Here is a 14,335-nt window from a genome sequence, read left to right on the forward strand (position 1 = left end):
TTTTAGTGCAATTCATGAAGGAATATTTTGTATGATGTTGAATATATAGTTCGGGCATCCATAGTGAGTAGATTATGAAAAAGATACGGAAAGGTGGGATATTAACAATAGAGTGGACTAAATTAGGCCCAATACATACGGTTTTATAAAGTGTCTTCATAAGGAAAGTAGAAACCACAAATAGAGTAGGGTGGAATGAGCATGTTTTGCGGGAAATGTGGTACCCAGGCGTCTTCAAGCGATCTTTTTTGTAAAAAATGCGGATATGCTTTAGAGGGAGAATCGGAGTTTAAGGAACCGGCAAAACTGCCGCAACTTGATGCGGTGCCTGCAAATGAGATTCAACGTGTTAGAAAACAAAATACTAAAAGCTGGAAGATGCCGTTTCTTGTGATTGTTGCAGTATTGCTGCTGGCCGTTAGCGCCTTCGCCTGGCTAAGGAATGGAAGTGATGCGGTGCAAGGTAAAGCGGATACGGCTCGGGGGAACTTTGCTAATCCTTCTCCATCTGAAGCTGCGGCTGCTCCGGTATCTACCGATGTGCCGGATGCATCGCCTTCACCTGTTCCGGCGGAGCCGGCTTATATTAAGGTTAACCAGGTGGATTCATCCCGCTATGGAGATGGCAAAGTTGATGTGTATTTTTCATTGTTCGCTGATCAAGAATACCAAAAGGAAATTGAACAGATGTCGCTCAGCAAGGAAATGTTCAAGGTAAATGGGCAGGCGGTTCAGGGACTTTCACTTGTGGAAGACAGTGACACGGTCAGCGTAAATCTGGTAATAGATAAAAGCGGGAGCATGCAGGATCCGCCGACTACTGGGGTATCCACCTCCAAAATGGACCTTGTACGGCTGGCAGCGATCGAGTTCATCGATAATATTCCCGCAGAAGCCAAGGGACAATTTGAGATATTGTCTTTCTCCAGCTATGTTCCGTCTGTTGCAGATATCCCTTTTACCTCGAACCGAAATGCAGTTAGTTTAAAGCTATCCGGGGTAGCTTCCGATGGTGGACAGACGGCGTTGTATGATTCTTTAACAAAAGCTCTGTATGATACGAACGAGCAGCAAGGGCCCAAATATGTGATTGCGTTTACGGATGGCAAGGATTCCAACTATGGTTCCTCCGTTCAATCCGTAATCGATCTATCAAAGCAATTGGGGATTCCCATTTATATGATTGGTTTCGGAGAAGAGGATGACAATTTGTCGTATATCGCCCAGCAGACCGGGGGAGAACACTTTTTCCTGAGCGTTGACGATGATCTGCAGACTGAGCTGAGCCGCATTTACGATACGGTCTTCCAAAGATACGTGAAGCAGTACAAGCTGACCTATCTTCCATCTCAGAAGGTTACTCCTGGCCAAGAATTTTCATTTGTAATGGACATGAATGCTCCGCTGCGGCAAGCACGGACGGCTTCACTTACCTATAAACGGAGACTCGACAGTAATTCCATTGATGTAGAGAATGCCTTGTTCAATTATCAGGTTCATTATGCCCAATCGGTTAACCTGCTGGATTTCTCTTCAGTACAAGGCGATGTGCAGGAAGGGTCGCAGTTCTACAACAATTTAAAGAAACGCATTGAGGTTGATTATGTCAACGCGAACGCTAAAGGTACGCCAAAGGTTATTGATCCTTTGGTGAATTATCGGGTTGATTCCATAAGTCCACTACAGGACGGAGCCTATAAAATCAGATTTTTCAAGTTTTTCCCTGTGCTGCTAAATAACAAGCAGGTCTATGAGGCAGATTTGAATACGTATACGTTAGTTCGAAATGGAATTTCGGGAAATTGGCAAGTAAGTGATTTTGGGCGTGACGAATGCTCCATCTACCGTGATCGTTCAGACCCTGGTTCTTTATGTACAGATAACGGAGTCAAAAAATTATATAGCGGCAATCCTTGGCCAAATTGATAGGAGTTAAACATGCACGTAAAATGGAAAATAATCCTCATGCTGATTGTAATCTCGCTGGTGTCAGGCAGCGTACTAACTATTCCGAATGTGAAGGCAGCAGATTCACAATCCCAGGGCAGTACACAAGCAAAGACGGTTATTTGCATCGATGCAGGACACCAAAGTAAAGCAAACAATGCAAAAGAGCCGATAGCGCCAGGAAGCCGTACTGTTAAACCTAAGGTGTCAAGTGGCACACAGGGCATAGCCACCGGTAAACCCGAGTACAAACTTACCCTTGAGGTGGCATTGAAGCTGGAGAAAGTACTCCAGAAAGATTATGAAGTTGTCATGATCCGCAGCACTAATAATGTAGATATATCCAACCGCGAGCGAGCCACAAGATGCAATCAGGCAGGAGCTGATCTGACCCTTAGACTCCATGCAGACGGAAGCGAGAATCACAGTATCCAAGGCATGTCATTTCTCTACCCTTCCACAGACAATGACTCTACGAAAAAGATTGCAGCGCAGAGTCTGGAAATCACCAAGGTTCTATCCAAGGCGGTGCTGAAGGAAACGCAGGCGACATCGCGCGGATTAATCCCTCGGAGCGATCTTACCGGATTCAACTGGTCAACCGTGCCGGTACTGCTAATCGAAATGGGTTTTATGACCAATCGTAAAGAAGACCTGAAGTTAAGCCAGGCTGCATATCAAGATAAGATTGTCCAAGGGATTAAAAAAGGTCTCGATTCGTATTATTTAAACTGAATTGCTGACCCATCACCTTCTCAAAAAGGACTGAACCAGGGAGCTTACTCTTTTCCCGGTTCAGTCCTTTTTATTGTCGATATACACCTCTCAAACTCTATCCCTCTCCCGTCGCCACCGGATTCTCCCCGTAACTGACCCAGTCGCTCCAGCTCCCTGCATACAGCCGCACATTCTTATATCCGGCCTTTTCAAGTGCCAGCACGTTCGGGCAGGCCGTTACGCCGGAGCCGCAGTAGACGATCATCTCGCGTTCCTTGTCCAGTCCGGCAAAATGCTCTTGAAGCTGCTCGGCGCTTTTATAGCTGCCGTCGGCATTTTGCGTTTCTTTCCAGAAAAAGTTCACTGCGCCTGGAATATGCCCGGCCTTTTTGTCCATCGTTTCGTTCTCCCCGCGATAGCGGTCATTGGCGCGGGAGTCGATCAGGACGGGAAGGACAGGGGTGGCATCCACTGCAGAGGTCTCGGCTTCGGCCGAAGCGGTCAGCTCCGACACCCGGCGTACCTCAGCGACACCAGCCAGCATCTGCGGCTGAACCTTGGCCACAAATGAGCTCGGCACGCGAACAGGCTGGTAGTCCGTCACCGGATAATTCTCCGCTTTCCAGCTGCTGAACCCGCCTTCCAGTATAAATACCTGCTCGTGCCCGATGTAACGCAACAGCCACCACAGCCGGGCGGCGTTCATGCCGCTCTCATCGTCATAAGCAACGATGCGGGTATCGTTGCCGATGCCGAGCTTCGCTAGCTTAGCTGCAAGCGCCTCAGGATCAGGGAGCGGATGGCGTCCGCCATGTTCGCCTACGGGAGCAGACAAATCCAGTTCCAGGTCCAGATAGACGGCTCCCGGAATATGTTCTTTTTCATAACTGCTTCTGCCGGCTTCCGGGCTTCCCAGTGTAAAACGGCAATCCACAATCGTCTGTTCCGGATCATAAAGTCTGGCAAGCAGCCAGCGTTTGGTAACCGTAGCTTCCATAAAGATCCCATCCTTTGCGTGGTTTCATATGGAAACCATTATAGCTGAAAAAGCGGACTCCGTATAATTCAATTCTGAGAAAAGGCTCCCTGGCAGCCGGAGTGCCAAAGAGCCTCAGAGGTGATGCTGAGTATTAATCATTTATGTATATTACTTAGATAAAGACAAACCAATTCCGGTTAGCCCAGTGCTTGCCGCGAATGCATCCATAGTTCTAGTTCATTTAACAGCCGGGTCTCTTCAATCGGCTCCAGATCCAGACGAATGCCGTATTGATATTGCCCAAGGCCGAACATCCAACCCCAACGCACGCTGCCGGTAAGCTTGAGCATATCGCCCGTCAGGCGGAAATGAATGACCAGCGGCGTATCGCCGGCACTAAAACGGAGATTCAGGGATGTACGGACCTTGCAGCCCGAACGGCTGAGGTCCAAGAGTACGCCCTCCGTTAATTTACCCGCGCCGGGGCCGGCATTCCCGGGGGGAACTTCAAGCCAGCACTCAATCGGCTGGTTCATTACGTACCGGAACGGTTCCTTACGGGTGGAGTCTTCCATCATTTACCTCCGCTTGTTTTTTTGCTATTATATCGAAACGGCTCTCGTGAAACAATCTCCTAAAGTGCCATTTTTAAAAAAGAAAATTTAAACCGATATATAAAGAAACAGCCCTTATCTAGAAGAAAAGGGCTGCTCACATGAGAATTTGCTTTTATACATAATTATGTAGCGCTTTAGAACTGGTAGAGCGAAGCCATGCAATCGACGAACATTTTGTTGTACTCCGCCCGGCTGAGATCCTGCGAAGATGAGATGTCCCGGCCGAGGAATTCGAGCCAGGTAATTTCGGTGCCGTCTTTTTTGTAAAGGAACTTCTCGTGGGCGAGGGCGAACACATCGTTTTCGTAGACGGGAACATTGGCGTAGTCCAGCTGTACACCGAGCTTTTCGGAGACCAGGTTGGCCAGAAGAATGAGCATTTTAAACGGGTCATCATAAATTTCGTATTGTTCGGACATGGGGATACACTCCTTCATTATGACGTGACGTAATGAGAAAAGTATACTATACCGCCCCGCCATGCAGGGTGCCGCCGGGCAAACTCATGACAATTTTGCTAGAAGATGTGAGGGTATTGATATAAAAGGAGAATGGGAATGAAGCTGAATTTGCGCACGTTTTTTACCGGCTTGTTTGCTTTGATTGCTGTACTGCTGACCGCTTTAACGCTGCTGATCGTCCATCGTCATGGGGACACCCTGATGGACAACGCCGGGCGTTCATTTGCGGTGTACGCGCAGGCCCTGGCCGAGGAGAGGGACCGACACGTCTGGGCAAATGCACGAGAGCTGGAACTTCTGTCACAGGCGGCGGTGTTTCGCGGACTTGCCGAGCCGGCCCGAATCGAAGACGCGTTGAATACGTTCCAGCGCAGCCTGCCTTACTTTGCGTGGACAGGGTATATCCGGGCGGCCGACGGAATCGTTGCCGCGGATACCGGTCATTTGCTGACCGGACAAGATCTCGGAAGTCAGCCGATTTACAAGGACGGGCTGCTTCAGACGATGATTCAAAGCGTTCAGCCGCAACCGGATTTAGCGGGCGTCCTGCACCTGAACCCGGCACACCTGCCGCGTTTTATCGGGATCAGCCTGCCGGTGTACGGCAGCGATGGAGCAGTGGCGGGTGTGCTTGCCGCTTATACATACGCCAGCGATGCCGATTGGGAAGCGAGTGCGCAAAACCGGGAGAAGAAAACCGCGGCCACCCCGGACGACCGGGACATTCTGATCATCCGGACCGCAGATGGTGCGGTGATTGAGGGCGGAACCATCTGGCTTGGCAGCAAGCTATCCGGTGACGTGCTTGCCGAAGCGAAGAAGCAGGGGAACGGCTGGGTCGCAGATGAGGAAGCCGGGCAGAACAGTTATGTCAGCGGCTATGCCCTAAGCCAAGGCTACCGCGGTTACCAAGGTAAAGATGTTGCCATCATCGTCCGCGAACCTCGATCGGCCGTGCTTGCCGGTCTGTACCGGCTGGAACGCTTCATCGCATTGTGCGGAGCTGCAGCCATGATCATTCTGGCGCTTCTGGGACGGATGATCGGGGGGAGTTTGGCCGCAGCGCTTGCTTCTTTGACCGGTTCGGCAGAACAGCTCGCCTGCGCTCCTGAGACGGTCAGCATTCCGCCGATGCGGATGCCCGAGCTGGAAGCGCTGGGGAACGCATTGCGCCTGTTGTCCGGCGGAAAGCCGGGCAGGGGGGAGTTGCGGCTGATACCGCTGACCGATACAACGCTGCATGATCTGCTTACCGGACTTCCAAACCGCGAAGCGCTTGACGGCATCCTGGTTCAAGGGATGCAGAAAGCGCGGCAGAATAAATCATCGCTCAGCGTACTGCATTTGGATCTCGACGGATTTAAAAAGGTGAATGACGGACCCGGCTTTGCTGCGGGCGATTTATTGCTGAAGGAAGCGGCTCACCGGTTAGTAGGATGCATCCGCGATCACGAAATCGTCGCCAGGATCGGGGGGGATGAGTTTATTGTGGTGCTGAGCACATCGGCGGGCAAGCCGATGCAGGAAGCGGAGGTTGTGGCGAGCCGGATAATCGGGCGGCTCAATCAGCCTTACATGATCGACGGCAAATCCATTCAGGTGGGCTGCAGCATCGGTGCGGCGGTATGGTTGCCGGAAGGCCCGGACATCCGCGAGGTGCTTGAGCTTGCCGATGAGGCGTTGTTTATCTCCAAACGAAGCGGGCACAACCGGATTACCTTTGAAGCTACAGGTTAAACGGAAATGAAGTGCTAGAGACAAGTTATGAATCTGTAAGAGTAATAGAAGCGAGATGCGATCCTCTGGTTATCGGGGAACGCATTTTTGCGTTTTTAGGCAATGCAGCTTTTCTGCTGAGCCTTTTGGGACATCTTTTTATTTCCGCCGGCGAACGGCGTTGCGCAGTTATATCAGGTAGCGATAGGGAGGCGCACAAGCCTTGCGAAATTCTGCAGCATTAAATGTAGGAAAAGGATGTGATGAAATGACGGCGTCCGAATTTATCGCAAAAATCGCTCCCTATGCGGTGGCGGACATGCAGCGGAGCCATATCGCGGCTTCTCTGACGATTGCCCAGGCGGCGCTCGAATCGGGCTTTGGCAGCAGCGGGCTGACGGTCAGGGCGGGCAACCTTTTTGGCATTAAAGGCAGCGGCCCGGCCGGAAGCATTGCCATGAGAACAACGGAATACGTGAACGGAAAGGCCGTCCAGGTGACTGCGGCTTTCCGGGCCTATCATAACTGGGGCGAGTCTGTGGCGGATCATTCGGCGATCCTTGTCGGCGGAGTCTCCTGGAACCGCGGGCTTTACAGCAAAGCCATCGGTGTGGATGGAAAAACGGCGGCGAGGGAAATTGCCGCAGCAGGTTATGCGACCGATCCGAATTATGCGGCCAAGCTGATTCAAATGATGGATACGTATAACCTCTATCAGTATGACGAAATTAAGGAGGATGACGAGATGTCGGCGGAAGATAAGCAAAGACTTACGGAGCTGGAGACGGAACTGGCGGAACTGCGGGTGCTGCTTGCCGGCCTGACGGTCAGCCGGGATACCTTGAAGACCGGGGTGCAGGAGCAAGGCTCGGCGATCAAAACTATAGGGGACCGGCTAGGGGCCCTGGAAAGCCGAAGTGTCCTGACGGCGATTCCGGCCTGGGCGGAACCGGCGGTAAATGCCGCGGTAGCCGCAGGCCTGCTGGATACGCCGACAGGCGGAAGCTACGACTTTTACCGGTTGTTAACGGTCCTGAACCGTGCGGGACTTCTCGTTACCGGAAAGGCGAGATGATGGAAGATGGAGAATGAAGCGCTGAATCAGGTATTGACCTTTGCCAGCGTGCTGTCCGTATTTGTCATGGCGCTTGTCCAATTGGTCAAAACAACGTTTGACCTCCCGCGCAATATCATACCCGCCATCGGCTTGGGGATCGGGCTGCTGGTCGGTGCGGCGGCATTCCCGCTCACCGATCTGGGGCTGGCGTTGCGGCTCTGGGCCGGAGGGATCGCCGGACTGTCGGCGACGGGCTTATTCGAACTGGCATTCAACAAGCGGGACGGTACAACCAAAGGGCCGTAAAACAGAAAAGTTACGCATTTGCCGGAGGATAACCAACCAGTCCAATCCATGGCACGCTAAATATACTAAGCATATAAGCAAGAAAGGAGGGAGATTCATGAGCACATTTATTGATGCCCGCACTTCGCAGAACGCGAGCTACGGCAACTCGATCGCCATTCCGATTCTTGTCATCAATACACCGCAATTATTCGGCCAAATCGGACTTGTCACCACCGGCATTACGACCAATCCGCGGGTTCTGTTAAGCGGAACCGTGTCCCTTCAATTGCCGCTGGCACTTGTCGGAATTACGGTGACGGTGGTCAGAGGTACGCTGCCTACGGATCCGGTCGTGTACAGCGCCACATCGACCTTTAGCCTTAGCGTTCTGGCGCCGCAGGTCATCTCGTTCTCTGCCGACGACTTCAATCCGCCGATTACCAGCCAGCTGACGTACACCGCATTCGTATCTTCAAACCTGCTCGGAAGCGTACGGGTAGGTCCGGAAAGCTTTGACGGTATTCTCGTTTCAGACTAAACCATAAGGCATCCACCTTTAAAGTTCCCGGGCTGGATGCCTTCTTTTACAGGACGAAATAGTCGCGCCCTAAAGTATGCCATTTCGCCCAAACTGACTGTGCCCCGGATACATAAGCTATCGTGTAGTGATCATCAAAAAGGAGGTCATTTCTCATGGGTGCAGATTGCGGTTACGTCAGCCCTGCAAACGTTGGTCCGGTGAACCCCGTTGTTAGTCCCTTTACATCTACCGGCGCGATTCTGGTTCTTTATATCCTGCTGGTTATCATCCTGAGCGCCTGCTTCATCTAGGGATTGTTCCTGCAAAAGCGCGTGTCCCGGCCCGAACGCCGCGGAACGCGCTTTTCTTTTTTTGCGGCAGCTGCATTTTCTCATTCACAGTCCCCTCTCTCTCCAGCATACAATACGTTACGGGCGCACAAAGTCTGTTTGAAGACCGGACAGGGGAGGAAGAAAGGGTATGGCCGCTCCCGGAAAAAAGAAAACGAGCGCCAAACGTACTTCAGCCGCCTCTGCGCTAAATAAAAACAAAGGGCTTGAAGCGACCGTCGCCGCGCTTTTGTTGACCGGAAAACTGAGAGTGGATTCATTTCAGGTGTTTCGAGATGCTTCTCTTGTTGTCGGCCTGGTCGGAAAATATAATACGCTGAACGGATCCGCCAACAACAACGTCGATAAAATCGTCAGCTTTATGAATGAAAACAGCGGGATCACCGTGAGCGATCTGATGGATGCCGTGAAGAAAAAAATGAACGACGACAATGATTAAGTCCGCAAAGAGGTGGCTTGAATGGAAGATTTCGACGGAGAAGGATTCGCGGGAGGCATTTTGCTGGTTCTTGCGATTGCACTGCTCCTCTTTGGCTCGGAGGATATCCAGAATCTTACCGCTGCACCGACAAGCGACTAGGTTGCTAATGCCGGTCAGGCAAAAAAAAATCGAGGCTCCCTTTCGGGAGCCTCTTTCATGGGAGAGGAGAAACCGGACGAAGAGCTTATGGGGAAACGTAAGCCTGCTCCGCGGTTGTCTACGACATTTTTTGATGTCGATAATTACAGGATGTCCGCCTCTTTGCGGTCTTATACATCGGTTGGACAATCTTTTTATTTCAATCGGCAATTGTGGTACGATAGGCTAAGACTTGTGCGCCTACATGGGCATAATTCACTAACAGAGAGATTAAGCAGGTGATGACGGTGAGAGTGGTATCGGGAAGCGCAAAGGGCAGACCGCTGCGCAGTGTACCCGGAAACGGGACAAGGCCGACGACCGACAAGGTGAAGGAAGCGGTATTCAGCATGATCGGGCCTTATTTTGAAGGCGGAGAGGCGCTGGATCTGTTCGCCGGGACAGGCGGGCTGGGCATTGAGGCGCTGAGCCGGGGGATGGACAAGGCCGTATTTGTCGATATGGAGCCGAAGAGCATCGAGACGGTGAAAGCCAATCTGAAGGCGGTCAAGCTGGAGGCGCAGGCAGAGGTTTACCGCAACGATGCATCGCGCGCGCTTGGAGCGCTGGAGAAACGGGGACGGGCATTTGATCTGGTGTTTCTGGATCCGCCCTACAGATTGAAGCATGGAGCAGAACTGATGCTGGCGATGGTTGAAAAAGGGCTGCTGAGACCCGGTGCGCTTATTGTGCTGGAGCATGAATCGGGTTACGGCTACCCGGAGGACATTCCGGGCTTTAGCCAGCTGCGCAAGGCAGTATACGGCGAGACCGCTGTCGCCATCTATAAATATGATACGAAACAAGCCGAAGACGGCGGGGAGGATAACGATGAGCCTGCAAATTAGAAAAGAGCGTGTCGCCATATATCCGGGGAGCTTCGATCCCGTCACCCTGGGACATATGGATATCATCCAGCGGGCGGGCAAGCAGTTTGACCGGCTTATCGTTGCGGTATTGAACAATTTAAGCAAAAATCCGCTGTTTTCAGTAGAGGAACGTACGGAACTGTTGCGGCAGGCTACGGCGGATCTGCCCAATGTCGAGGTCGACAGCTTCCGGGATCTGCTGGTCAATTACGTGCGGCAAAAGGATGCGCAGGTAATCGTACGCGGTATCCGCACAGTAACCGATTTTGAATACGAACTGCAGAACGCATCGATCAATCACAGCTTGAGTCCCGATGCGGAGACGATTTTCATGATGACGAACCCGAAATATTCCTATCTCAGCTCCAGCGTGGTCAAAGAAATCGCCCATTTCGGCGGCAACGTCTCCGACTTTGTCACACCGGAAGTCGAACAGGCGATGATGCGCAAGTTCAACCGGCTGGACGGCGGCGGTAAATAACATACACGATTGCAGAGAGTAGCGTTAGCCCAATCAGAAGCATGGCCTGCAGCCCAAGGAGCCCGGGAATAAAGCTCCATAAATTGCCCGCTTGCGTCCGGACGGAGACATCCGCGCCGGCGGACGCCGGTAGCGCCTGCGTCCCGGCGGCGGATAAGGACTTCCAGCAGAGCGGCGTCAGTGCAAAAGCGTACAGCGCATGCAGCGCGCGCTGCACGGCGAACGGGCGCAGCGCGGCATTCGCCGGCCGCAGCGCCGTGACCGCCTGCAGCTGGGCGCAAATGCCGCTCCAGCCGAGGGCTGCGGACATCAGCGCGAGTGTGAGGGCGCTTGTCGATGGCTGAGTGGTGGCCGGAAGCGGGCTAACGGCCAGCGCATTTGCGCCGAGGTGCATTTCCAGCAGCGCAGGGCCAAGGGCTGCAGGAAGCAGCGGCAGCAGCGCGCCGAGGATGTTGACGGCGACGGCGAAGATGATAATGAAGCCGCCGACGACCATGAGCCGCGCCACGGCGGCGGTGACGGATTCGCCCAGCAGCTTGCCGAAGCTGCGGCCGTCGGCGGCCCGCGCATCCGCCGCAGCCTGGTGCATGCGCGCCGGCAGCGAGGCGCGGGTCCGCCCCCGCGGCGTTTGGCCGGCCGCGGCTGAACCCGGCGCTGCGGGATCGGCTCCGCCGGCCGGAGCCGGGGCGGCTTGCCGCGGCAGCCGCGCCGCCGTGACGCCCGCCAGGAGCCCGGCGGCCCAGTGCACGCCCAGCAGCACATAGCCCGCCTCCGGGCTGTGCAGCAGCCCCGTCCCGATCACGATGACGATCGTGACGGGGCTGGCAAAGTGGGCTAGCGAGGCCAGCCGGGCGGCAGCGTCTGCGGTAACGCCGCCTTGCTTGTGCAGCTTCGCGGCGCTCTCCGCGCCCGCCGGGAATCCGGCGGTCAGACCCAGCGCCAGCGTCCAGCCTCCGGCGCCGGGCAGCCGAAAGAGCCGGGTCATCAGCGGTGACAGCAGGACGCCGAGCGCGTGGACGAAACCGGAAGCGGACAGCATTTCCGAGAGGATGAGAAACGGCAGGAGCGCCGGAAAGACCAGCGTCCACCACAGCTTGACGCCCTGCAGGGAGGCCGCGAAGGAGGATTCCGGCGCAAGGATAATCGAGACGGCAAGCAGGATCGCGAGCGCGCCGGACAGCAGCGGGAGCGCGCTTGCGGCGGTCCGTTTTATTTTAAAGAGATTCATGTTCGGCATCACCTCATCATAACTTAGGACAAACGGCAGAGCTTGTTTACAACTTATGCGTCAAGGGCTGCCGTCATGCCATGCAAGCCGTTCATGCCATAGCAGTAATCAAAACCAGCGGCTCCGGGAAAGAAGGGACGGATTTGGGAACCATGAAACGCCGGGCGGGCTTCCGGGTCTTCGCCTATTTGTTTACGTTTATCGTCATCCTGTATGTTGCCGTTTTTATGAATACGCCATATATCGTGTATCAGCCGGGGAGTGCCTCCGAGGTTGCGCCGATGATCAAAGTGGAGAATGCCGATCCGGAGGAAAAAGGCGTCTTCATGATGACGACGGTGTCGGCAAGCTACGCCAATGTCGCGCTCCTGGTCGCTTCGTTATTTAATCCAAACAGCGAGATCATCAGCAAGGAGACGCGGCTTCAGGACAAAACGGTGCAGGAATACGCCGCCCAGCAGGTCTACTATATGAGCAGCTCGCAGTCTTCGGCCGTAGAATCGGCGTACCGCGCGGCGGGAGTGCCTTATGCGGATGTCATCGATTATCTGTTCGTCTTTTCCGTGCCGGATACGGCCAACAAGGGGCAGTTCAAGCCCGGCGACAAGATCATCAGCGTCGATGGAAAAACGGTGCCGGATCCCGCGGCGCTGTCTACGCTGCTCTCCGGATACCATGTCGGCGATAAGGTTACTGTCCGGCTGCACCGCGGAGACAAGGAATTGTCCGAGCAGGTGGCGCTGGTAGAAGTCAAGGACAAAGCAGATAGCCCGGCGCGGCCGGGGTTAGGCGTTATGATCGGGGCTGTACAGAAGGTTGAGCCGGAGCAAAAGGGCAAAGCGGTAAGCTTCGCGAGTACGGATGTCGGCGGCCCGTCGGCCGGCCTCATGTTTACGCTGGAGATCTATAACCGGCTGACGCCGGGCGATTTGACGAAGGGCCACCGGATCGCCGGAACGGGAACGATGGATGCCGACGGCAATGTCGGAGCGATCGGCGGCGTGAAGCATAAGATTGTCGCGGCCGACCGCAAACATGCGGAAATCTTTTTTGTGCCGGAGAAAAATTACGAGGAAGCGAAAAAGAAGGCCGATCAGATCGGCACCGACATGAAGCTGGTCAAGGTCAAGACGCTGGATGACGCGCTGGCCTACCTGAAGGAACTGCCGGTCACCCCATGACCGGCGGCTCCAGATAATCCGCGAACCAATCGCGGGACGCGGAAGGGTGATACGCCGCAGCATGGACCGCCGCTGCCTGGACATCGCGCTCCAGCAGCGGATGGTCAAAGCGCGCGGCGCTGGTGATGACGGGAAGCGAAGCGGTCCGTTTCATCGCTTTCAGCAGCTCGCGGCCGCTGTCCCGGAAGCCGAGTACCCGGATATACGCCGGGCCCTCAGCCAAGCGGGCGGGCGACAGCTCTTCCTTGCCGTGATTCAGCAGGATATGCATCAACATACGCTGCAGCCGGGTATGCGTATAGCGTTTGCTTTTCAGCGCTTGCAGCAGACCGGCCACACTGAAGGGCTCAAGCCCCGGGAGAACTTTTTTCACCCGGTGCTCGAGCCCTTCGTTAACATCCAGCAGGCCGCGAAGCTCGGCGGCGCTGCGGGTGAGCAGGGCATGGCGGAGCTGGGGGGCGAAATCCTCCGCCTGCACCGGTCCCCGGCCGGCCGCCTGCTCCCGGGCCAGGATCTCGCTGCTGTAAGCCGGCAGGTATGCCGCCGGGGACCCGCCTTCCAGCAGCAGGCGGCGGATGGCGGTGGCGCTGGCGATCGGGGAGCCGGGCCGCAGCGGATCGTGGAAGCCCGCACCGGTGCGCGGCACGGTCAGCGGTTTGATCGCGCTGCCGAGACGCTGCAGCGCGATCAGGTAGTGCAGGCCGAGGCTGTTGTTCGGCTGGCGCAGCAGCTCGGCCGCCATGGCCGTCTCCGGGCTGCCCTCGCCCGGAGCGGCCCAGGCTTCCGCCGCGGCCTGGCTGAACGCGGCGGGAAAGCTTGCGCCTTCCGCCATTTGGCGGCGCAAGGCGTCCTTCAGCTCGCTGCTCTCCTCAGCGAGAAAAGCGGCCAGCGGCAGCAGCTGCGCCAGGCTGCCGGCTTCGGAGCCGAAGCAGAGGCTGTCCACGACGCCGGTGGCGTCCAGCAGGGAGACGGCTCCGAAGGCGAACCATTCTGCCGGCTGCAAGGCGTACGCCACCGGCAGCTCCAGCACGAGATCGGCGCCCATGTGAAGCGCCATCTCGGTGCGCGCTCGCTTGCCGGCCACCGCCGGCTCGCCGCGCTGGGTAAACGGCCCGCTCATCACGACGACGGCGCGATCCGCGCCGGATAGCCGCTTCGCTTCTTCAAAATGATGGACATGCCCGTTATGCAGCGGGTTATATTCAGCAATAATGCCGACTGTAGTCAAGAGGGCTCAACTCCGTTTTTGGATGGAATGTAACTACGCTTGCAAACCTTAGGGCTTAGTTATATCATAAATTGTCA

The 14,335-nt window shown here is 55.0% G+C and carries 16 protein-coding genes; 11 read left to right on the forward strand and 5 right to left on the reverse strand.

The window, feature by feature from the left end:
- Window positions 1-201 precede the first annotated feature (201 nt).
- Both BMW84_RS03445 and BMW84_RS03450 read left to right on the forward strand, forming a co-directional pair.
- Window positions 202-1,926 (forward strand): vWA domain-containing protein, encoded by a 1,725-nt coding sequence (locus BMW84_RS03445; RefSeq protein WP_175498656.1) that lies wholly within the window; start codon window positions 202-204, stop codon window positions 1,924-1,926.
- Between the two features lie 12 nt (window positions 1,927-1,938).
- A complete protein-coding gene (locus tag BMW84_RS03450) occupies window positions 1,939-2,682 on the forward strand; it encodes an N-acetylmuramoyl-L-alanine amidase (protein ID WP_091064492.1) in 744 nt (247 codons plus the stop codon).
- A 97-nt stretch (window positions 2,683-2,779) separates the two neighbouring features.
- Here BMW84_RS03450 and BMW84_RS03455 read toward each other — a convergent pair whose 3' ends face one another.
- From BMW84_RS03455 to BMW84_RS03465, 3 genes are all read right to left on the reverse strand, one after another.
- Window positions 2,780-3,661, reverse strand: a complete 882-nt coding sequence (locus tag BMW84_RS03455) for a sulfurtransferase (RefSeq protein WP_091064495.1) — start codon at window positions 3,659-3,661, stop codon at window positions 2,780-2,782.
- A gap of 179 nt (window positions 3,662-3,840) precedes the next feature.
- Window positions 3,841-4,218 (reverse strand): PilZ domain-containing protein, encoded by a 378-nt coding sequence (locus BMW84_RS03460; RefSeq protein WP_091064497.1) that lies wholly within the window; start codon window positions 4,216-4,218, stop codon window positions 3,841-3,843.
- 176 nt (window positions 4,219-4,394) lie between these two features.
- The gene (locus BMW84_RS03465; protein ID WP_091064498.1) at window positions 4,395-4,679 is read right to left on the reverse strand and encodes a hypothetical protein; all 285 of its coding nucleotides are present in this window, start codon (window positions 4,677-4,679) and stop codon (window positions 4,395-4,397) included.
- 138 nt (window positions 4,680-4,817) lie between these two features.
- Here BMW84_RS03465 and BMW84_RS03470 point away from each other — a divergent pair, with 138 nt between their 5' ends.
- From BMW84_RS03470 to coaD, 8 genes are all read left to right on the forward strand, one after another.
- Window positions 4,818-6,458, forward strand: coding sequence for a diguanylate cyclase domain-containing protein (locus BMW84_RS03470; RefSeq protein ID WP_175498657.1), 1,641 nt, complete (start codon window positions 4,818-4,820; stop codon window positions 6,456-6,458).
- A 247-nt stretch (window positions 6,459-6,705) separates the two neighbouring features.
- Window positions 6,706-7,512 (forward strand): glucosaminidase domain-containing protein, encoded by an 807-nt coding sequence (locus tag BMW84_RS03475; RefSeq protein WP_091064502.1) that lies wholly within the window; start codon window positions 6,706-6,708, stop codon window positions 7,510-7,512.
- 6 nt (window positions 7,513-7,518) lie between these two features.
- Window positions 7,519-7,800: a holin gene (locus BMW84_RS03480; RefSeq protein WP_175498658.1), complete on the forward strand. Its 282-nt coding sequence runs from the start codon at window positions 7,519-7,521 to the stop codon at window positions 7,798-7,800.
- Window positions 7,801-7,897: 97 nt separating this feature from the next.
- Window positions 7,898-8,320 carry a hypothetical protein gene (locus BMW84_RS03485; RefSeq protein WP_091064504.1) on the forward strand — a complete coding sequence of 141 codons (423 nt, stop codon included), beginning with the start codon at window positions 7,898-7,900 and terminating at the stop codon, window positions 8,318-8,320.
- Window positions 8,321-8,520: 200 nt separating this feature from the next.
- A complete protein-coding gene (locus tag BMW84_RS25000) occupies window positions 8,521-8,613 on the forward strand; it encodes a YjcZ family sporulation protein (protein ID WP_254772930.1) in 93 nt (30 codons plus the stop codon).
- A gap of 169 nt (window positions 8,614-8,782) precedes the next feature.
- Window positions 8,783-9,091 carry a hypothetical protein gene (locus BMW84_RS03490; protein WP_091064505.1) on the forward strand — a complete coding sequence of 103 codons (309 nt, stop codon included), beginning with the start codon at window positions 8,783-8,785 and terminating at the stop codon, window positions 9,089-9,091.
- Window positions 9,092-9,519: 428 nt separating this feature from the next.
- On the forward strand, window positions 9,520-10,119 hold the full coding sequence (gene rsmD / locus BMW84_RS03500) for a 16S rRNA (guanine(966)-N(2))-methyltransferase RsmD (protein WP_091068019.1): 600 nt from the start codon (window positions 9,520-9,522) through the stop codon (window positions 10,117-10,119).
- The gene (gene coaD, locus BMW84_RS03505) at window positions 10,103-10,621 is read left to right on the forward strand and encodes a pantetheine-phosphate adenylyltransferase (RefSeq protein ID WP_091064508.1); all 519 of its coding nucleotides are present in this window, start codon (window positions 10,103-10,105) and stop codon (window positions 10,619-10,621) included. Before rsmD ends, coaD begins: the two co-directional genes overlap by 17 nt.
- On the opposite strand, the gene BMW84_RS03510 is transcribed toward coaD, so the two are convergent.
- Window positions 10,593-11,849, reverse strand: coding sequence for a nucleoside recognition domain-containing protein (locus BMW84_RS03510; RefSeq protein ID WP_091064511.1), 1,257 nt, complete (start codon window positions 11,847-11,849; stop codon window positions 10,593-10,595). The genes coaD and BMW84_RS03510 overlap by 29 nt on opposite strands.
- Before the next feature lie 152 nt (window positions 11,850-12,001).
- On the opposite strand from BMW84_RS03510, the gene BMW84_RS03515 reads away from it, so the two are divergent.
- Window positions 12,002-13,030 (forward strand): SepM family pheromone-processing serine protease, encoded by a 1,029-nt coding sequence (locus tag BMW84_RS03515; protein WP_175498752.1) that lies wholly within the window; start codon window positions 12,002-12,004, stop codon window positions 13,028-13,030.
- Here BMW84_RS03515 and BMW84_RS03520 read toward each other — a convergent pair.
- Entirely contained in the window at window positions 13,020-14,258 is a 1,239-nt protein-coding gene (locus BMW84_RS03520; protein WP_091064514.1) for a nucleotidyltransferase, read from the reverse strand. The genes BMW84_RS03515 and BMW84_RS03520 overlap by 11 nt on opposite strands.
- Window positions 14,259-14,335: the final 77 nt, after the last annotated feature.

The organism is Paenibacillus sp. NFR01 (assembly GCF_900111565.1).
Taxonomy (GTDB): Bacteria; Bacillota; Bacilli; order Paenibacillales; family Paenibacillaceae; genus Paenibacillus_AQ.

Bases quoted from the DNA above. Each gene is read 5' to 3' on its own strand.
- BMW84_RS03445 (WP_175498656.1), top strand. From the start codon at position 202: ATGTTTTGCGGGAAATGTGGTACCCAGGCGTCTTCAAGCGATCTTTTT.
- BMW84_RS03450 (WP_091064492.1), top strand. From the start codon at position 1,939: ATGCACGTAAAATGGAAAATAATCCTCATGCTGATTGTAATCTCGCTG.
- BMW84_RS03455 (WP_091064495.1), bottom strand. From the start codon at position 3,661: ATGGAAGCTACGGTTACCAAACGCTGGCTGCTTGCCAGACTTTATGAT.
- BMW84_RS03460 (WP_091064497.1), bottom strand. From the start codon at position 4,218: ATGGAAGACTCCACCCGTAAGGAACCGTTCCGGTACGTAATGAACCAG.
- BMW84_RS03465 (WP_091064498.1), bottom strand. From the start codon at position 4,679: ATGTCCGAACAATACGAAATTTATGATGACCCGTTTAAAATGCTCATT.
- BMW84_RS03470 (WP_175498657.1), top strand. From the start codon at position 4,818: ATGAAGCTGAATTTGCGCACGTTTTTTACCGGCTTGTTTGCTTTGATT.
- BMW84_RS03475 (WP_091064502.1), top strand. From the start codon at position 6,706: ATGACGGCGTCCGAATTTATCGCAAAAATCGCTCCCTATGCGGTGGCG.
- BMW84_RS03480 (WP_175498658.1), top strand. From the start codon at position 7,519: ATGGAGAATGAAGCGCTGAATCAGGTATTGACCTTTGCCAGCGTGCTG.
- BMW84_RS03485 (WP_091064504.1), top strand. From the start codon at position 7,898: ATGAGCACATTTATTGATGCCCGCACTTCGCAGAACGCGAGCTACGGC.
- BMW84_RS03490 (WP_091064505.1), top strand. From the start codon at position 8,783: ATGGCCGCTCCCGGAAAAAAGAAAACGAGCGCCAAACGTACTTCAGCC.
- coaD (WP_091064508.1), top strand. From the start codon at position 10,103: ATGAGCCTGCAAATTAGAAAAGAGCGTGTCGCCATATATCCGGGGAGC.
- BMW84_RS03510 (WP_091064511.1), bottom strand. From the start codon at position 11,849: ATGAATCTCTTTAAAATAAAACGGACCGCCGCAAGCGCGCTCCCGCTG.
- BMW84_RS03515 (WP_175498752.1), top strand. From the start codon at position 12,002: ATGAAACGCCGGGCGGGCTTCCGGGTCTTCGCCTATTTGTTTACGTTT.